This window comes from Clostridium oceanicum (genome assembly GCF_039521385.1).
Lineage (GTDB): Bacteria > Bacillota > Clostridia > Clostridiales > Clostridiaceae > Clostridium_F > Clostridium_F oceanicum.
Genome location: NZ_BAAACG010000006.1, coordinates 377,248 through 395,689, shown reverse-complemented (window position 1 = coordinate 395,689; position 18,442 = coordinate 377,248). Strand labels below are relative to the sequence as shown.

Annotated in this window: 12 protein-coding genes; all 12 read right to left on the bottom strand. The window is 27.0% G+C overall.

Annotated features, from left to right (window positions below):
- Window positions 1-38: 38 nt before the first annotated feature.
- The gene (locus tag ABDZ71_RS05355) at window positions 39-791 is read right to left on the bottom strand and encodes a GNAT family N-acetyltransferase (protein ID WP_343759954.1); all 753 of its coding nucleotides are present in this window, start codon (window positions 789-791) and stop codon (window positions 39-41) included.
- A gap of 23 nt (window positions 792-814) precedes the next feature.
- On the bottom strand, window positions 815-1,270 hold the full coding sequence (locus ABDZ71_RS05350) for a GyrI-like domain-containing protein (RefSeq protein ID WP_343759577.1): 456 nt from the start codon (window positions 1,268-1,270) through the stop codon (window positions 815-817).
- Window positions 1,271-1,392: 122 nt separating this feature from the next.
- Window positions 1,393-2,298: a helix-turn-helix transcriptional regulator gene (locus ABDZ71_RS05345; RefSeq protein ID WP_343759575.1), complete on the bottom strand. Its 906-nt coding sequence runs from the start codon at window positions 2,296-2,298 to the stop codon at window positions 1,393-1,395.
- Window positions 2,299-2,539: 241 nt separating this feature from the next.
- Window positions 2,540-3,985: a zinc ribbon domain-containing protein gene (locus ABDZ71_RS05340; protein ID WP_343759573.1), complete on the bottom strand. Its 1,446-nt coding sequence runs from the start codon at window positions 3,983-3,985 to the stop codon at window positions 2,540-2,542.
- A gap of 19 nt (window positions 3,986-4,004) precedes the next feature.
- A complete protein-coding gene (locus tag ABDZ71_RS05335; protein WP_343759572.1) occupies window positions 4,005-4,784 on the bottom strand; it encodes a zinc ribbon domain-containing protein in 780 nt (259 codons plus the stop codon).
- A 372-nt stretch (window positions 4,785-5,156) separates the two neighbouring features.
- A complete protein-coding gene (locus ABDZ71_RS05330) occupies window positions 5,157-6,275 on the bottom strand; it encodes a helix-turn-helix domain-containing protein (RefSeq protein ID WP_343759570.1) in 1,119 nt (372 codons plus the stop codon).
- 370 nt (window positions 6,276-6,645) lie between these two features.
- Window positions 6,646-6,885, bottom strand: coding sequence for a hypothetical protein (locus tag ABDZ71_RS05325; protein ID WP_343759569.1), 240 nt, complete (start codon window positions 6,883-6,885; stop codon window positions 6,646-6,648).
- Between the two features lie 478 nt (window positions 6,886-7,363).
- Window positions 7,364-8,623, bottom strand: a complete 1,260-nt coding sequence (locus ABDZ71_RS05320) for an FAD-dependent oxidoreductase (RefSeq protein ID WP_343759567.1) — start codon at window positions 8,621-8,623, stop codon at window positions 7,364-7,366.
- Window positions 8,624-8,643: 20 nt separating this feature from the next.
- Window positions 8,644-9,855 carry a flavin reductase family protein gene (locus ABDZ71_RS05315; protein ID WP_343759565.1) on the bottom strand — a complete coding sequence of 404 codons (1,212 nt, stop codon included), beginning with the start codon at window positions 9,853-9,855 and terminating at the stop codon, window positions 8,644-8,646.
- 3 nt (window positions 9,856-9,858) lie between these two features.
- The gene (locus ABDZ71_RS05310) at window positions 9,859-11,394 is read right to left on the bottom strand and encodes a phytoene desaturase family protein (protein WP_343759564.1); all 1,536 of its coding nucleotides are present in this window, start codon (window positions 11,392-11,394) and stop codon (window positions 9,859-9,861) included.
- 533 nt (window positions 11,395-11,927) lie between these two features.
- Window positions 11,928-16,706 carry a calcium-binding protein gene (locus ABDZ71_RS05305; RefSeq protein WP_343759562.1) on the bottom strand — a complete coding sequence of 1,593 codons (4,779 nt, stop codon included), beginning with the start codon at window positions 16,704-16,706 and terminating at the stop codon, window positions 11,928-11,930.
- Between the two features lie 756 nt (window positions 16,707-17,462).
- Window positions 17,463-18,308, bottom strand: coding sequence for a MurR/RpiR family transcriptional regulator (locus ABDZ71_RS05300; protein WP_343759560.1), 846 nt, complete (start codon window positions 18,306-18,308; stop codon window positions 17,463-17,465).
- Window positions 18,309-18,442 lie beyond the last annotated feature (134 nt).

The window sequence follows — 18,442 nt, the reverse complement described above, 5'->3', positions numbered from 1 at the left end:
TAATTATTAATGTAACTTAGTAAATAAAGACTATTCTATTATTTTAATTCTAATATTTTAAGAAACTTTTTTTCTGAAAGTATCTCATTTGTTTTAAATTTTCCATTTATAAACAAAGTATATGTAGTAAAAGGACAGGGAGCATTTTGTGCTTCCTCTAATGTATTTATCTTTTTTATAGTAAAATCTAAATTTCTTTCAATGGCTATTTTTTCAATTACCCTAACATATTTTTCTGTATGAGGACATTGATTAGTATAATATAAAACTATCCCCTTTTCATTTATAGTTCCTTTTTTAGCACAAGATTTAAATCTAGGTTTTTTTGACACTTCATTAAATGGTAAATATAATAATTCATAATAAGGATCAGCATTATCACAAACTTTAAATTCCTTATACTTTAGAAAGTTAGGATCTGATAAAAAAGGCTTCTTTTTCTTTGATGATAAAACAACTAATCCATCTTTACCTTTATTTTTGGCATCTTCAATACATTCATTTAAAAGAATATTTCCATAACCTTTACCTTTAAATCTTCCAGATACCCAAAAACAATTTATATAAATATAATTTTCCGCTACAATTGGAGCAAAAGCTTTATCAGCAGGTATATATTCAATAAATACCTTTCCTCTTTCGTCAAGTTTTTTAAAAACTAATCCATCTTTAAATCGCTTTTTCATCCATAACTTTTTACTAGAAGCAGAGTTATCACCTTTTTTATCTGATATAGCACAACAAATATGTTCTGTATCAATATTATTTTCTGTTACTGTTATAATGCTTATTTTATTTCACCTACCTTTAACTATTAATTTAATGATATAAATATATCTATAGTTTGATTATTCATATCTTTTGAATCATTATGATAAAGTTCAAAATCAGTATCATATTTTCTATCTAAATCCATAGACCATATTTCATTCCAAGCCTCTCCTACTTTATTTTTGGGATCACCTTTAATAGTAAACTTTGCGTATTTACCTTTATTTATAATTTTTGTATCAAAATTGTCATTATTAATTTCATCTACTTCTAATCCGCACATAAATGTATAAGGAGCTGATTTATCACTTTCATATTCTGTATATAATCCTATACCTTTTTCGTTAGACTTATTTTTAATTGATTCATATATACCTTTCTCTATAAACTCTCCCCATAGCTTTTCAATATCTTTCATTGATTTTCCATTTTCATTTGTTGTTCTAATTGACTTTCCTACAACAATTTTCTTATCTAATCTTACTATTTTATATTCCATACTATCACCTTATATAATGAAAACCTATTAAAAATTCATTATACTTTCCTCTCAATATATTTTTAAAATCTAAATATAGTATAATGAATGTAATATGACAACAGTATGTCTTGTTTAAGAAATTATTTGTAACTTTTTAAAATTTTTTCTAATTTATTTTTTATAATATCATTTATATAGGTAGGCTTAATAACTTTAATATTTTCACCAAAGGATATTATATAATTATATAACCATTCATTCTCTGGCATTATAATATCTATAGTATAACTTCCATCTGAATTTTTAGTTATACACTTCTCGTCTAACTCATCATAAATTCTATATTTTACTTTTGGGTTCAATACTGCTTTCAAATTAATTAAACTTCTAGACTCTTCATAGCTGGATTTCTCTTCCTTTAAATTATAATTCTCTCTATCAAAAGTATTTTCAGTTACTATTACTTTTTTCATCCTATGAACTTTAAAAGTTCTATAACTATTTTTTAATAAACAAAATCCTTTTAAATACCATGATTTGTGTTTAAACACTAGTTTAATAGGGTTTACATCTCTACTTGTTTTATCTCCTGATGAATTATAATAATCAAACTTTATAGTCTTACAACTTACTAATGAATATTTTAGTGCTTCAAATTTAACCTTATCTTCTTTTGAACTTCCCCAATTTGAAAAATCAACTTCTATCCAGTTATCATTATTTTTATTAAACAAATTTTTTAATTTTAAAATGGCTCCATTAACATCTTCATATTCAGTAGCTTTAAGTACTTCTAGCCCAACTAATATATTATTTTGCTCTTCATTTGACAAAACTGATTTATTAATTTTAAAATTGTCTAATAAACTTATTCCTCCGCCTTTTCCCTTGTTTGTATAAATAGGTATCCCTGCTAAAGAAAGAGTTTCCACATCCCTATATATTGTCCTTGTAGATACAGAAAAGGTCTCAGAAAGTTCCTTTGCAGTTACCTTTTCTCTATTTAATAATATATATACTATTTGAAACAATCTATCAATTTGCATTTATATTGTCACCTCATATATATAATATCAGATAAATATGACATATATATGTCATATTAAATAAAAAGGACTGTACTACTAAAAAATTATTTGCGTTACAATAAGAAGATTTTATTTAATTAACTTTAATCATTTCTTTTTATAAATACCATTTTATTTGATTCAAATATTAAGCTATATTTCATATTTTCTTAATAAAAAGAACTAGTGTAAATAACACTAGTTCTTCAAATATCTAATACTAAAGCATCTCAGTTAACTGATACTGATCTATTTTTTCGTTATATTTAAATTTATATTTTGTATTGAATTGTTTATGTTTTTTGCTTCCATCTTTATAATAAATGTTATATGATTCCTCAGTTTTTATTGTTCCTTCTTTTTTCTTATCATCATATGTATAATCTTTAAGACTACATGTTAATAAGTCTTCTGATATACCATCTTCATGATATTTTTTCACAAACTTCTTGTCTTCATTATAAAGTTTACTATCTTTATATAAATATTTTTCTATATAACTAAAATCACCATTATTTACTGCTTGTACAAACTTACTAGTAAAATCATTCATTAAATAAGTAAGCTGTCCCTCTACTTCTGAAGAAATTGCTTCAGCTCCTAAGAAACTTAAACTTATTAAATCACCATATTCTGCAGTTGATTCCTCACTTTTAAATGTACCTTTATCATTTTTAAGTATTGCATAAAACTTAGTATCTTCATCTACAGGACCAATTTCTCCAGCATTACAAACTTTAGTTTTCGTATCTTTACCATTAATAAAAAGTTCAGCATTTTTTTCCTTTGAATCTACTTTAACATATTTAGCATCTTCTAAAAGTTCTACTGATATTTTACCATCTGAATTTCCAGTTGATGTATCGATACTTTTACTATCATCTATGGAGACGTATTTACCTTTCACTTGTGCTTTTATAGTATATTTACCTGGAAGATATGGACCAAATTGCTTTTTAAATTCCTTTTTGTCAGTTTTTACTAATTTTTTATCATTAATAGTTATATTTGCATCTTTACATTTAACATTTAAATCTATAAAATATGGATTTACTTTTATTTTATAAGCAGGAAAGATTACTAAATTAGATCCTTTTTTATTAATAGATAATTCTTTTGTACTATCAAATCCATTAAATACATCTTTAGAAGTATCAGTTTTAAGAAGACCTGCATCCTGTTTTAATTCACTAACTACTTTATTTAAATAAGCAGGTTTATCTTTTAAATACTTAATAAAACTATCCACATTATTTTTATCTATTTCTAATGATGAGTTTTCACAGTATAACATCTTAGCTACTTTAGCTTTATCATTTTTTGCAATTGCATTTTCAAACTCACTTACTATTTTAAGAGGGTTTGAATAATACTTGTTAAGACCTTTATAACCTATTAAGAGTAAAATTATTATTGATACCAAAATAATTGCTGCTTTTTTATGTTTTTTATTACGTAGATAAAAATTATTTAAAGTCTTTCCACTGCTCTTAGTACTTCCTTGTTTTTTATTAATTTCTAATGTGCTATTATCTTCCTTTTCTAATACTAATTTATTATCTTCTTTTTTTACATCTACATTATTGTCTTCTAAATTCTTTCCGCATCTTGGACAAATATTTTCATTTTCTTCAATCCTTTGGCCACATTTAGTACAAAAATTCATATATACTCTCTCCCTCTAATTATGCTGTAATTAAAAATCCTATAATCTTAGTACTTAAATATAAGTTAATTAAAATCCCCATAGCAACAACATATATGCATTTATCTTCATTCAATTTCAAATGATAATTTAATCCTTTAAACAAACCTATTATGTATATAAGTCCACCTATAAAAATAAATATTATAGATATATAAATACTAATAGCTAAAGATATTGCACCTATAAAATAGAAAAATACCAATGGTATCATGCAAGACACTAAAACTTTAAATACTTTTTTCCATATTTCATTAAAGTTAATATTTTTCATAACTTTTATAATTCCAGATATAATTAAAGTTAAAAATATTAAATTAATAATAGACCATATAGCCGATTGTATAAACATTTTAGTAAACATACCATTTATCTCATCCATATAATTCCCAGGGTTAAATAAATTAAATATGCCTCCTTGTTCTCCAAGTAACCTCATAATACTCTTTACTCCAATTTTTATAATTAATATCTGAGTTACTGATATAATTAATGATAAAACCAAAGCCAACACATAAAAAAAAGCATCTGTACATTTATTCATTTGATTTTTTAAAGAATCCATAGGTTTAACTATCATATTAAGTAAATAATTAACATTTTCCTTCATTGTCACATCTTTCATAATCTTTTCTACATCAATATTATTTTTTTCTTTTTTGTCATAACTTGAGTCATTTTCTTCTACTGGTTGTCCACAATTACCACAAAACATATCTCCTTCATTTAATTTATTACCACATTTCTTGCAATATAACAAACTAATCACCTTTCTTCCTTAACAAATATCCTTACTTTTATGCTTGTCTTTAATTCTATTTTTTAGCATATAACCAAAAATATTAATTAAATAAATTCTTTTACTTTTATACATTAATATATAAAATAAAGGAAAAAATTACAAGCATTATTATATTAACAAAAAATATATACACATTCAATAATTTATTAACAATTCTAGATATTTTTTTATCCGATTAAACAAAATTCAACAAAGGAATTATAGACTGTAGTTATCACTTAAAATTTAGATTAACAACCTAACCCCTTCAAGTATACATAGTTACTTAAAGGGGTTATTTCTATAGTTATAATTTAAATACAACAACTATTTTTTATCTATTTTCATCCGCTATTTTTCACAAAAGTTATTTTTAAGAGTTGCCTTTATACATTCAAATCTAGGATTATCTGAAAGTACATTAAACATAGGATTATTAATTATTGAATCTACCATACTTTTTTTAATAACTTTTTCATCTCTAGGTACCTTAGTACCTAAATCTAAATCTGAAAGCCAATTAGAAATAGAGTCAAAAAAGTCATCTCCCTTAAGTTTAATGGGATAAATATCGCTTGTTATAAGATCTACATATTTTTGTATCATATCAATTGCTTTTTCATTATCTTTAAAAGCTATAAACCCTCGAGCACCTGATAGATACACCCCTAAAAGCATTGTTGGATGGAGTTTTTTAATTTTAAATATTTCTCCTATATCAATAATTTGATTTAATGCCTTTTCAAAATGATTTTTATCATCATTATATAAATCTAAAAATGATGGGTATATAGAAAACAGTTCAACAATATTTTGATAAATTATTATCTGTATAGTTTCCTTTGCTTTATCATTTTCACCTGTCATTTGATAAGCTGTAGACATAAATAATTCTGGTGACATCTTAGGCTTAACTGTTTTTCCAACTAATTTAATAAATACCTCTTCTGGTTTTTTTAGCATAATAAAACAATAAGCTTCCATATATAATGCTCTGTTTGCAAGTTCAACATCCTCACTTTCTGTTTTTATCCTATTAAACAAAGCTTTAGCTTCTTCAATTAAAGATGATATTTTTTTAGGGTCTTTAGAAAGTGGTGAATTATTTATAATTAATGCTCCCATATAAAACAAAAGAGGAAAACAAGAGTAATATTTTTTTACAATTTCACGGCAGTTTTTAATAACCTCATCAAAGGGTTTTAAAGTAAAATCAGAACAAAGCTTATAATATAACTTTTTTATTTCATCTTTTGTCATCTGTTTTTCATATCCAATTAAATCATCAATACTAATATTAAAATAAGCTGCAAGTCTAGGTAAAAAAGTAATGTCTGGGTAGCTTTGACCTATTTCCCATTTACAAACAGAAGCTTTAGAAACCCCAATATACTCTGCTAATTCCTTTTGTGTTATCCCTTTTTCTTTACGTTTAGCAATAATAACTTTTCCAATATTTATCTCTTTCATTTAATCATCTCCTATTGCTTTTATTATATATTCATATAAAGTCAACCTCAAAGGGTTTGTAGTTAACTTTAGTTTATAAAGTTAACTAACAAGAAACTATATATATTTTATGAAAACCATATATTTTTAACCTTTAAACATTTGTTACCCAGCTTTATATGTATAATTTTCTAAAACAGATAAAAAAACTTAAATGTAGAAGTTATAAATTTTCATAGTATAATTTTACATAACTCTATTTTTACACAACTCTATTATTAATTGAATTGATTTATTTTTAAGAAGATTAAATTACTATAAAATTTATAGATTCCTTAATAATTAAAAAATCTCCTTACACTAATGTAAGAAGATTTCACTAAGTAACCTTTTAAGATCTCATTTTATTTAACTCTGGTATTAATTTTTCTTTTGCCTGCTTTGGTGCAACCTCTTTTACCACTTTAAAAACTATATCCTCTGTAACTACTTTTACATTGTTATTAGAAACCCAGTTTTCTACTAATCTTTCTATTCCACCTTGAAGTATTTTAGGTACATGTTTTAAAATCGTTTTATACATCATTTTACTATTGCCTTCCCAAGTAAGTTTATTTAACATATCTGTCATTAAATTTCCCCCTTTATATTTTTACTAAGGCATATGAAAATAAATAACACTTCAAAGATGGAACGGATATTTTGTGAAATACAATGACTTGGGCTTTGCTAATAGTTGTGCTATTAGTAGGTTCCAAGGAAGAAGTAGTTCACAAAACAAACTAGCATACTGACTAGTTATTTATTTTAATGTGCCTAACATTTATAGAAAGTTAAATATTTTCCTAAAACTAATCTCATCCTATTATTACTATTAAACTTTTTTAAATATTATTACTAATAAACCATATAAATTTCTTTAAAAAATAAAACATATATTTTGAAAATGATAAATTTAAAAAACTACCATTGAAAAAAATAAAAAACTTAGAATTTAAAAACTACGATTAAAAAACACACAATTTAAAGACGTTTTTAAAAACTAACACTATTTAATACTATTAATAGTTGTCTTTAAAAACGTCTTTTAGTTATTTATTTTAATATTTCTAGAAAAATCTATTTACAAGGTCTTTAGAATAGGAAACACATTCTTCAATATCACCAAAGTTCATTACTTCTCCTCCATAATATGTTCCTAAGTTTCCTTGCATTCCTTCAACTTTCTCATACCAACCATGTTTTAATTCATCACAGTTTACATGTGGGAAGTATCTCCAAGATTTAAACATTACTATATCTTTAATTTTAATTCCTCTAGTTTCCATATCTTCTACTATTAAATTTTTGCAATCTTCTTCAAATACCTTTTCTTGAGGATTCCCAAGAACATAAGAAGTTATTATTTGATCTTTACAGTCTACCCATCTATCATAATAAACCATTATATGTCCAGCTCTTGATTCTATCATATTTTGAGGCATATAACCTGATATTTCAGGATAATTTTCAACAGTTGCTGCTAAAACTTTATAATCTTCATATTTTATTTTGCTAAATAATTTTTCTTCATCTTCTGTAACATCTGCATAAAGATGTAAATCTTGAAGTGGTGAAGTGAAAATTATTTTATCATACTCTTCTTTGCCTATATTTGTATATACATATACTTTATTATCTTTTCTAACTACTTTATCTATTTTTGTGCACATTCTAGGATGTCTATTAAGTTTTAACGCAAGTTTTTCCCATATATCTTGAGTTCCATTTTTCCATGTTAAAAGTTCTTTTTTTAGAAAATGATCCATTGTTTCAAAATCAAGATATTGAAGCACATAAGTTGCTGGTACTAAATTAAAATATCCATAGCCATATGCAGTATAAGGATTAATCCAAACTTTCATACAAAGTGGAATTTCATTTTTCATACAAAAATCATAAAAAGTTTCTTTTAAATCTGGATGTATATTGGCATGACCTGGTTTGGTATATCCTTTATATTTTGTAGCTAAAAGTTCACCCATCTTTTTCATTTGCTCTTTTAAAGCTGGCATTTCTTCTTTACTTATACCAGCCATTTCTTCTCCAGTGTTTGCATCATAGAATTTTCTATCAAGTTTTGGTCCATCAGCTTCAACTCCTGCAACCTTCATAAGTTCTTTAGTTACATGATAATTTGGAACTCCCATTATAGCTCCCATTTCAAAATTTTTCTCTCTATATTCTGGAGAATTGCATTTTCCTCCTAATCTATCTAACCTTTCAAGTACTGTAACATCTTTATATCCTTTTTCTTGTAAAAACCATGCAGCTGCTACCCCTGATGGTCCTCCACCTACTACACAAATTCTCTCATTAAAATTTTTCATAATTAAATCCCCCTAAAATTTTAGTATTGTGGTATCTTTATTTCTATATCCGATAAGGGATATGATGAACATGGATGAAAATATCCTTCAATTTTATCTGCCTCACGTCTTCCGTCATTTTCTGAAACTACATATACATCGCCTCTTAAAAGACGGGATCTACAAAATCCGCACTGTCCAGATCTACAATGAGAATCATGTCTAATTCCTTCTTTTTCTAAGGCTGTAAGTACACTTTCACCAGAATATCCTTTTAAATCAATAGTTTTTTCACCTATATGGACTTTTATATTAAAGGTTTTACCCTTTGCCTCTTCTTTAAAATCTACAAAAGAATACACATCATGGGTTTCTCCAAAAACCTCTCTTCTTACTTGCTTTCTTTTAAGATTTAAATCTAAAAGTTCCTTTGAAAGGAATTTGTACATCACTTGAGGTCCACAAATAAAGAAGCTACTTTTTTCTATATCAGAATATTTTTTAATTATATCTGAAGTTATAAAACCAGACTCACCTTCAAATGTAGAATCTTCATCACTTAAAACATTTATAACTTGAAGCTTTCCATCTGATTTTTCTTGAAGATTTTCAAACTCTTCTTTAAATAAAATATCTTTTTCAAGTCTACTACCATAGAAAAGTTTCATTTTTGCATTTAATTTTCCATAAACAATTTCTCTTGCCATAGAATGAAATGGCGTGATTCCAGATCCCCCTGCAATTGCAACAATAGTATCGTAATCTCTTAAGGGTTCATAATAAAACTCTCCTAAAGGCATAGTTGCTTCAATTTCACTGCCTACTTTCCAATTCTCCCAAATATACTCACTTATAAATCCCTTTTCTTTTTTCTTTATAGTAACCTCTACAAAAGGTTTATCTTCATTTAAATCTCCCGCTTCAAAAGGTGCAGAAGATATAGAATAGGGCCTTGTTGTATAGGATTTACCTATTTTAAATTTAAAACTTATATATTGCCCCCCCTGAAATGGTGGTATAAATTTAACTTTTGAACTTTTACTTACATGAAATCTAAAGGTTTTAGCATCCCATTTAAGTTCTTCTATTTTAACTATCTCTAAAAGCATCTTATCTGGATGTAACTCTTTTGCTAATCTTCTTATAGGATCAGCTTTTATTTTTTCAGCATTACTTCTTTCTATATTTTCATGCCTTATTTTTAATATTCTATCTGTTCCTTTTATATCATGAAAAAAGCCTTTAACTTTCATCTATTATTCACCTCCTTTTTTTATGTCTTTTAAAACTTCTAAAGCTGCTTTTCTCCCTGAGGTAATATTAGGAGCATAACCATTGCCAATAGATGCATGAGCTCCTATAAATTCAAGACCTTTTATATATCTTTCTTCTCTTTCCTTAGAGATTCTAGCTACTAATGAATCCCATATTACATGCTCATATCCATATACAGAACCATTATAAGAGCCAGTATATCTTGCTATAGTTTCTGGTGTTGCTATTTCTATTTCTTCAATATGCTCATATAAATCAACATCTAAAACTTCACTCATTTTATCTATCATTGCCTTAGCATAATTTCTTTTAACATCCATATAATCTTCTTTTTTAATATTCATCCATCCATCTGCTTTTGGAAGTGCAGTAATACTCATTTCTGTTGTACCTTCTGGAAAACATTTTGGATTTGCCTTATTAAGAACTATAGTTGTTATATAATTTGGCGGTTCAATAGTTTTATAATTTTCCCAAATCTTATCTGTATCCATAGTATCTGCTACAAAATAACTATAAGAATCAATATTTAATTTATCCGGTGGTAAATCTAGTGCTAAATACACAGTAAAAGCTGATACCCCAATTCTTCTTGCATTAGTAAGTTTTATAGCTTCTCTAGGTACTTCTTCTATAGGTTCTATCATATTTCTATAAACATTATTTGGGTAGGATGCACATATAACATGATTACACTTTATTTCATCACCTTTATCTGTACGAACTCCTTTTACTTTTCCATTTTCAACTAGTATTTTATGAGCTCTAGTTTTAAGTTCTACTGTGCTTTCCATCTCTTCCGCTCTTTTTTCCATTGAAAGACTTAAAGCATGAGAATTATGAGCACAAACTACTGCTCCTCCTTCAAAATAATCTGCCATTAAATATGCCCATACCGTAAAAGATAACCTAGAAAGAGGAACTCCTACATATATCCAATAAGGAGTTATTAAATCAATAGCTTTTTTAGGCAAATTAAAGGTATCAATTACTTCTTTTGCAGTATACCCTGCTGTTTTTACAAAGGTACTATGTTTTTTTAAAAGTTCTAATTTACTTAATTTATCTGCTCCACCTATATCTCCAAAATAGTTCATACTATCTAATATCTCTTTACAAGTCTTCATAAGTGCTGTCATTTTTTCTTTACTTCCTGGAACTTCCCTTTCAACGGTTTGAATCATTTTATGGATTCCATAGGGCATAACAACATTTATATTTTCTTTTTTATATACAAGTTTATAAGCTTCTGGAACCTGTATCCAATGAACTTTTACTCCTGCTTCATCTAAAAACTTTCTTATTTTTCTAGGGTTATTCTCTGTTCCAACACTTTGAAGTTCATGAAGAGTTGCCTCAAATTCAAATCTTCCTCTAACAAAACTTGTGGCAAGTCCACCTTGTAAATTATGTTGCTCTAATATAAGAGCTTTTTTACCTTTCATACCAAGCTGTAGAGCTGCAGATAATCCACCAAGACTTGCCCCAATTATCACAGCATCATATTTACTTGACATTTTTTATCCCCCTTTTAAAAATAATCTATATTAAATTACCTTTATGTTTATTACTATATTAATTTTTATACTTAGCTATATTTAAATTCTTCTAAATAAAAATACAAATTTGTAAGAGAAGTATATATATATTTAATTTTTTCTAAAAATATTACTATTTAAATAAATATAGAAATTTCTAAGATGACTATATATTTATTAAAATGGAACTAAAAATATTACTTTTAAAAAATAAAAAAGCAAAATCACATATTATTAGAAAAGTTATTTCCTTTACTAAGAAATCATAATTTTTCATGGTACAATCTTATATAATTCTTTTATTAATTGAATCTACTTATTTTTAACATAACAAATTTAATAGAAAAATTTATTATTTCCCTGATAATAAAAAACAACTGATATTATAAATAGTAACCCCTACCTAATCAGGGAACTTTTCATAAACCAGTTGTTTTTTTTATTTTAAATTTTCACTTTACACTAACTAGACAAATTTATTTTTACATAAATATATTTATATATTTTTTATTTTAAGATACTAAACTGTTTATATTAGCAGTTATGTTTTCTCCACCTATTTGCATATTCAATGAATTGTATCCTGAAACATCCCATTCTTTTATTTTTATAGAATTATTTCCAGTACTTATAATTAATGATTGATGCTGTGCAGTGTTAAATACATTCCATTCCATTCTTTTTGTAAATTGTAAATCATTAATAGAAGATACTCCGCTTTCCTCTTCAAATACTAATATATCTTGAGTTTCAAGACCTTTATAAGTAGCATAGATTGTATCATTACCAAAATCTTTACCAAATACAAAGGTATCTATACCTTCATCGCCTCTTAATTGATCATCTCCTAAACCACCATATAGAGTATCATTTCCACTATTACCTTCTAATGTATCATCGCCTTCTCCACCAAATATATGGTCATCTCCATTTTGACCTTGCAACCCATCTCTGCCAGTTTCTCCATATATATAATCATTTCCGTCACCACCATAAATGGAGTCTCTTCCTTCGCCGCCATAGATTTCATCATTTCCACTTTCGCCATATAAAACATCAACATCCTTAAATCCATAGATAACATTGTCTTCACCATTACCATGAAGGACATTAGATGTATCATCTCCTAATATAGCATCCGCTGGTATTCCGCCTGTTAGAGAGTTTATTTTTTCATTAATATCATTTTGATTAACAGCTGTATCACCTATATTAATATTTAAATCATTATTTTCAGTATTAAAATAATTTTCTACAACTACTCTATTAGAAGTACTTTGTTTTAAAATTAAAGAATCCTCTTGTTTTTGGAAAGTAATATCTTCTAGTGATGAAATTCCTGTTGTTATATCAAATACTATTCTATCATCTGAAGAATAATCTTTTATTGTATCTTGTTCAAAGTTTCTAGTTAATACAAAAGAATCTCTTCCCTCTCCTCCGTAAAGAGTATCTGATCCTATACCACCAATAAGTGTATCTATTCCAGCTCCACCATATAAAGTATCATTTCCGCTATCACCTTTTAATCTGTCGTCTCCATTTCCTCCATGAAGAATATCTATGCCACTGCCACCGGATAAAGTATCACTGCCTTCTTCACCATATAAAGTATCATCTCCAGTTTCTCCTAGTATAAAGTCATTTCCACCTCTTCCGTAGATTTTATCATTTCCTGCTCTACCTTCTAGGTTATTTCTTTCATTATTTCCTGTTATAGTATCACTAGAATTTGTACCTATAGCATTTTCAATATTTATTACTCTGTTTTCTACATTTTTCAAAGTAACCTTATCTTCAAGTAAATTTAATGTTATACCTCCATCTTCCTCAGAAACTTTAGAGTAATCTACTTTATCTATGCCTTCTCCACCATCTATTATTTCATTATTTGATGCAACCCTTATAGTGTCATCTCCTGCTTCTCCATATAATCTATTTGATCCGGATAAATCTTCTAAAACGTCCTCTCCTTCTCCTCCTTTTAAAAGATCGTTTCCTACTCTTCCATTTAGATAATCATTTTCCGATCCACCATATATGTTGTCTACTCCGCTATCTCCATATATAGTATCTTCTCCTTCTTCTCCGTATACAGTGTTTTCTCCATATATATCATTTTTATATAATGAATATAGTCCTGCAAAAATTTTATCATTTCCTGTACCACCATGTATAGTATCTGAACCTATACCACCTAGTATAGTATCATCTCCACCATTTCCATCTATTGTATCATTACCTTCGCTTCCCATTAAATATCCTTCATGATCATTGTCAACAATGGTATCATTACCCATTCCCCCTACTAATGTAGAGTTAGCATTACAAAAAGCATGCAATGTATCATTAAATTTTGTTCCAACTACACCTTCAAATCCAGTAGCATCAAAGTTTATTGCATCTTTTAATGTGGAAGTTAATTGTACAGCTTCTTTAAGCTCACTTAAATTTAATATATCATTACCTTCTCCTCCATCAACTTTTGCCATACCTTCATAATAGTATATTCTATCGTCGCCTTTCCCACCTTCTACAGTATCAGCTCCCATATTACCGTGAATAACATCATCTCCATCATCTCCATAGAGAAAATCTGCGCCTTTACTTCCTATTATTTTGTCAGCTCCTCCAAAACCATGTAAAGTTGAAGTTCCATAAGATACATCATCATCTTGTGTTAATGTTGCATAAAGTTCATCATTTTCCTCTGTACCATTAACTAGATTACCTTTATGTGTACCTATAAATCTTAGACCCATTCCTGTAAGACCTCTAAAATCTATTTCGTTTCTTGAAGCACTCTCTCCATTTATTGTAATAAGATTAGTCTTTCTATAATAGCTATTAGTTCCATGTAAACTTACTTTATTTATAGCATTTTCTCCTGGTAAAAATATGTTTTCAAAATCATCTAATATTATATCTGTTGGATTTTCTGGTGTTATTATAGATTTTAATACATTACTTTCTGCAAAATATTTAAACTCATAAACTTTGTTAGAAGTTTCAGGTATATCTTCTAATGAAACAGAATCATATCCTTCTCCACCATGAGCTATAGTACTAACTAATCTTGAAGAATCTCCTGATACCCTTTCAATCTTACTAAATTTCAAATTATCATTTCCTGATCCAAAGGTAACCTTGGTTTTCATTACATCATTTAAAGGTGCATAAATTTTACTATCCATTCCCTTATAAAAATCTGTAGCTTGGATATTTAAATCTACTCTTGCAGAGCCTTCATTGCTCTCATATTCAGCAGAGTGAAGTGCAGCTTCATCATTTGTACGTATTTCTCCTGGAGTACCTTTTTGTCTTAACCTATCATAGAGCTTTCTTAATTCTTCATTACGATAATCTACAACTAATATCCTATTATTTACATAATCAAGTCCAAATAAACCTAAGTTTATAGATGATCCTACTTCTGTTGCAACTACTGTTCTATTGCTTTGTTGATCTAAAATATAGTTATTATCATACAATTGATGTGTTTGATCTCCACCTTGACCATCTTTTATTTCATAAACTGTGCTATAGAGTTTTTCTCCTGGAATTTCAGCATCTTTAAACAATTGGCCTAATGCAGTATCGTCTGAGGTAGCAAGAGTTGCAATCTGGACTACATCTGCATTTGTTTTTTCTAATAGTTCGTTAGAATACCCTTCTAAAGGTTCATGGTATTTCTCATTTATTATTTGTCTTAAAGCATTACTAAGAGCTCTTTGTTTTTCTTCCGTTGTTGCATCTGTATCTACACCACCAAATTCACTAAGTATTTCATCTTTTATATCATCTAATTCTACATTAGTGTATATAGTTGAAAACCAGTTTGCTATAGGAATGGCGTCTAATTTTTTTATATAAGCTAAAGTTTCATATATTCTTTTTTCTGTATTACTATTTGTAGCATCTGCAGCATCACTATATTCTTTAGATGCTACTGCAGAACTTGCTATTGAACCTAATCCAAAACTATTAGTTATAGCATCTACTGTTGATAATGGATCATCCGGGTTAATTGCAGCTATATTATAAGCTATACTAGCCATAGCTGATACTATTCCCATAACAGTTGATGTCATTGAAAGTCCTCTTGCAAGGGACATTATACTAGATCCAAGTCCCATTATGCTAGAAGCTAAATAATGGACATGTTCTTGTTTAATCTCTCCATCATCAGCTGCTTTTATAAAATCATATACTGATAATCCGGCTCCTAAAAAATCAAGACCTAATCCACCATAAGTAAAAATTCCTTTTAATACTGGACTTACATTTTTTAGATATGAATTTTGAGGCATAGGAACACTATCTGCTCCTGAACCTATTGGTTTATATGAAAGTAGTCTTATGTTATCATCAATTCCAGCAACTTCAGATGTTACATCTCCACCATTTACTATTGGTTTAAAGTTCCCTGGATTTGTATTAGGTGTTGGCATATCTGGATCTATTGGTTTATGGGATGTTAAAACAACATCATTATCAATTCCTGCTATTTCTGATGATGGATTTGACCCATGTATTATAGGTCTTAAGGTCTCTATAACTTCTGTGTCAGAATCATTTAAAGGTGATAAATTTTTTATAACTATATCATCTGAATCATTAGTAGGTATTTCGCTAGCTCCTTTTAAATCTCTAGTATATCTAGTTAGAGTATTTTTTTCTAAATCATAGGCATAATGAGGCTGATAAGCATTTATATCCCCTACGGTAGTATAATAGGTTTTAAGTCTTTCAAGCCAAGTAGATCCATCAAGACTTAAATCATATTTGGCTGTAATAATACCATCTACAAATTTTCCTATGTTAAATATGCAAGAAACTCCATCTTTAACTAATCCTACTGCAACTCTTCCTAAATCATCACTATCACCGTTTAAAGCTTCATTAATAGCTTTATAAATTGTATTTGAAAGTATAATAAAACTTCCCGGTTGTGATATAAACTTATCAACTATAGATTTTATATCTCTATGTTCTATTGTATTTACTCCTGATGATGTATCACTTTTAAATCTGGCTCCTATTGTATAAAGGCCATTTGCTATGGTTGCATATGCTCCATAAAATCCTACTTGAAGTTTAAAACTAAGTTGATTTACTTCCTCTATTGTTACAGGATCTATATCATACTGAATTTTTGCATTTTCCACAAAATCTTTTAAAAGATCATTAATATTCTTATCTTCAAAAATCTCCTGAGGTATGTCTTCCATATTTGATACATCAAATTTATCTAATTCTTGTAGTTCCATTTCTTCTATAAAGTTTTCCACTTTTTATCCCCCTTTTATACAAAGTGTACTAATAATCTTTTGTAAATAATTTTTTATGTATTCCCTCCTATCATAAAAATTTATTGTTTATATATTAACCTGTTTTGCCAGTTAAATTTTCATTTGAAAATACTACAAGACATTTTAAATCTAAAAAACAAGTAAATTTAAATTGAGCATTTTCAATATAAAAAACAACTAACAAAACAAGTTATATTAAGTTAAAACAGAAATTTACTTTGGTTAATGTAAAATTAGTTATTATTTTATAATATTTTGATTATCAAAATTAAATCCATGTTTATACAATCAATAGTATATTAACTATATAAGAGATATTAACATTTAATACCATTGAAAACATAAAAACATTTTATTTAAGTTAATAAATAAGTTATATTTTTTAACATCTTATTATTATAAATTTTTCCATAAATGAATAAAAATATATTCATTTATTAATTAAGTGAAAATTAATTATATTGTAACAATTTTAAGTTAAATTTTCCATATTATTAAGTAAAATATTTGTAAACAATATATCTTACTCCATTTAACCCATTTTAAATTTACTTATAAATATATTTCCATATAAATTATACTTTAAATTAAATCCTCTTACTTTTAACCTAATAAATTTACTAAAAAATTTATTAGATACTTAATAATAAAAAACGCCTTTAAAATTTAATTACTTATAGTAATTATTTTTAAAAACGTTATTTATTGGTTTTAAGTTCTATAGTATATTTTTCTCTAGGGTTCGTATCTCTTTTCAATTTCTTCTTCTTCTCTTTTTACTTTAGATACTGTATTCATTAATATTTCTGTTTTGGTTTTGTAGTCAAGATTTAAAAATTGAGCATATAAAACATCTACCGCTAAAAGTATTGGAAACTGTGGTGAAATGATATTCCCTCTCTCAAGATTTTTAGCAACAGCTACTAGCAAAACTTCATCACAAAATTCATGAAGTTTATAATCATTATTTGATGTAATTATAACAGTTTTAGCTTTTTTATCTTTTGCAACTTTAAGAGATTCTCTAACTATACCTTTCTTTGCACTAAGAGTTATTCCTATAACTAAACTATTTTCATCTAATATTGCTTCATTCATTTTCATAATGTGCTCATCTACTATGTACTCTACATTAAGCCCAAGTCTCATAAATCTTATTTTAAATTCTCTAGCTACAACCCCTGAACTTCCTATTCCATATACATATACTTTTTTGCTTTTAATTATTAGATTGCATATATCTATAATTTGATTATCATTTATAAGAGAATATCCTTTTTTTAAAATACTGTCATAGGTATTAAAAATTTTTTGAGTTAAGTTATTAGATTTTGTATAGTTTTCTACAAGGGATTTTTGATACTCAAAAATAAATTCTCTATACCCTTTAAACCCACATTTTTTAGAGAATCTTGTTAATGTTGCATTAGATACAAAAAGTTCTTTAGTAACTTTTGTAGCTGAAAAATCTTTCTTATCTCTATTATAAATAAAATAATCTGCAATCTTCTTTTCAGAATCAGTAAAATTACTATAAACAGATTCTAAAAGGGAAATTACACTTATATCATAATGTTTCATATTTTCTCCTTTTATAATTAAAAATCTATTTGTAATTATATAGCACATCATATAAATAACTAGTCAATATAGTAGTTTCTTTTGCAATATACTTTTCTCTTAGAACCTACTCATACATAACCTTCATAAGTATC

Bases quoted from the DNA above. Each gene is read 5' to 3' on its own strand.
- ABDZ71_RS05350 (WP_343759577.1), bottom strand. From the start codon at position 1,270: ATGGAATATAAAATAGTAAGATTAGATAAGAAAATTGTTGTAGGAAAG.
- ABDZ71_RS05345 (WP_343759575.1), bottom strand. From the start codon at position 2,298: ATGCAAATTGATAGATTGTTTCAAATAGTATATATATTATTAAATAGA.
- ABDZ71_RS05340 (WP_343759573.1), bottom strand. From the start codon at position 3,985: ATGAATTTTTGTACTAAATGTGGCCAAAGGATTGAAGAAAATGAAAAT.
- ABDZ71_RS05330 (WP_343759570.1), bottom strand. From the start codon at position 6,275: ATGAAAGAGATAAATATTGGAAAAGTTATTATTGCTAAACGTAAAGAA.
- ABDZ71_RS05325 (WP_343759569.1), bottom strand. From the start codon at position 6,885: ATGACAGATATGTTAAATAAACTTACTTGGGAAGGCAATAGTAAAATG.
- ABDZ71_RS05320 (WP_343759567.1), bottom strand. From the start codon at position 8,623: ATGAAAAATTTTAATGAGAGAATTTGTGTAGTAGGTGGAGGACCATCA.
- ABDZ71_RS05315 (WP_343759565.1), bottom strand. From the start codon at position 9,855: ATGAAAGTTAAAGGCTTTTTTCATGATATAAAAGGAACAGATAGAATA.
- ABDZ71_RS05310 (WP_343759564.1), bottom strand. From the start codon at position 11,394: ATGTCAAGTAAATATGATGCTGTGATAATTGGGGCAAGTCTTGGTGGA.
- ABDZ71_RS05300 (WP_343759560.1), bottom strand. From the start codon at position 18,308: ATGAAACATTATGATATAAGTGTAATTTCCCTTTTAGAATCTGTTTAT.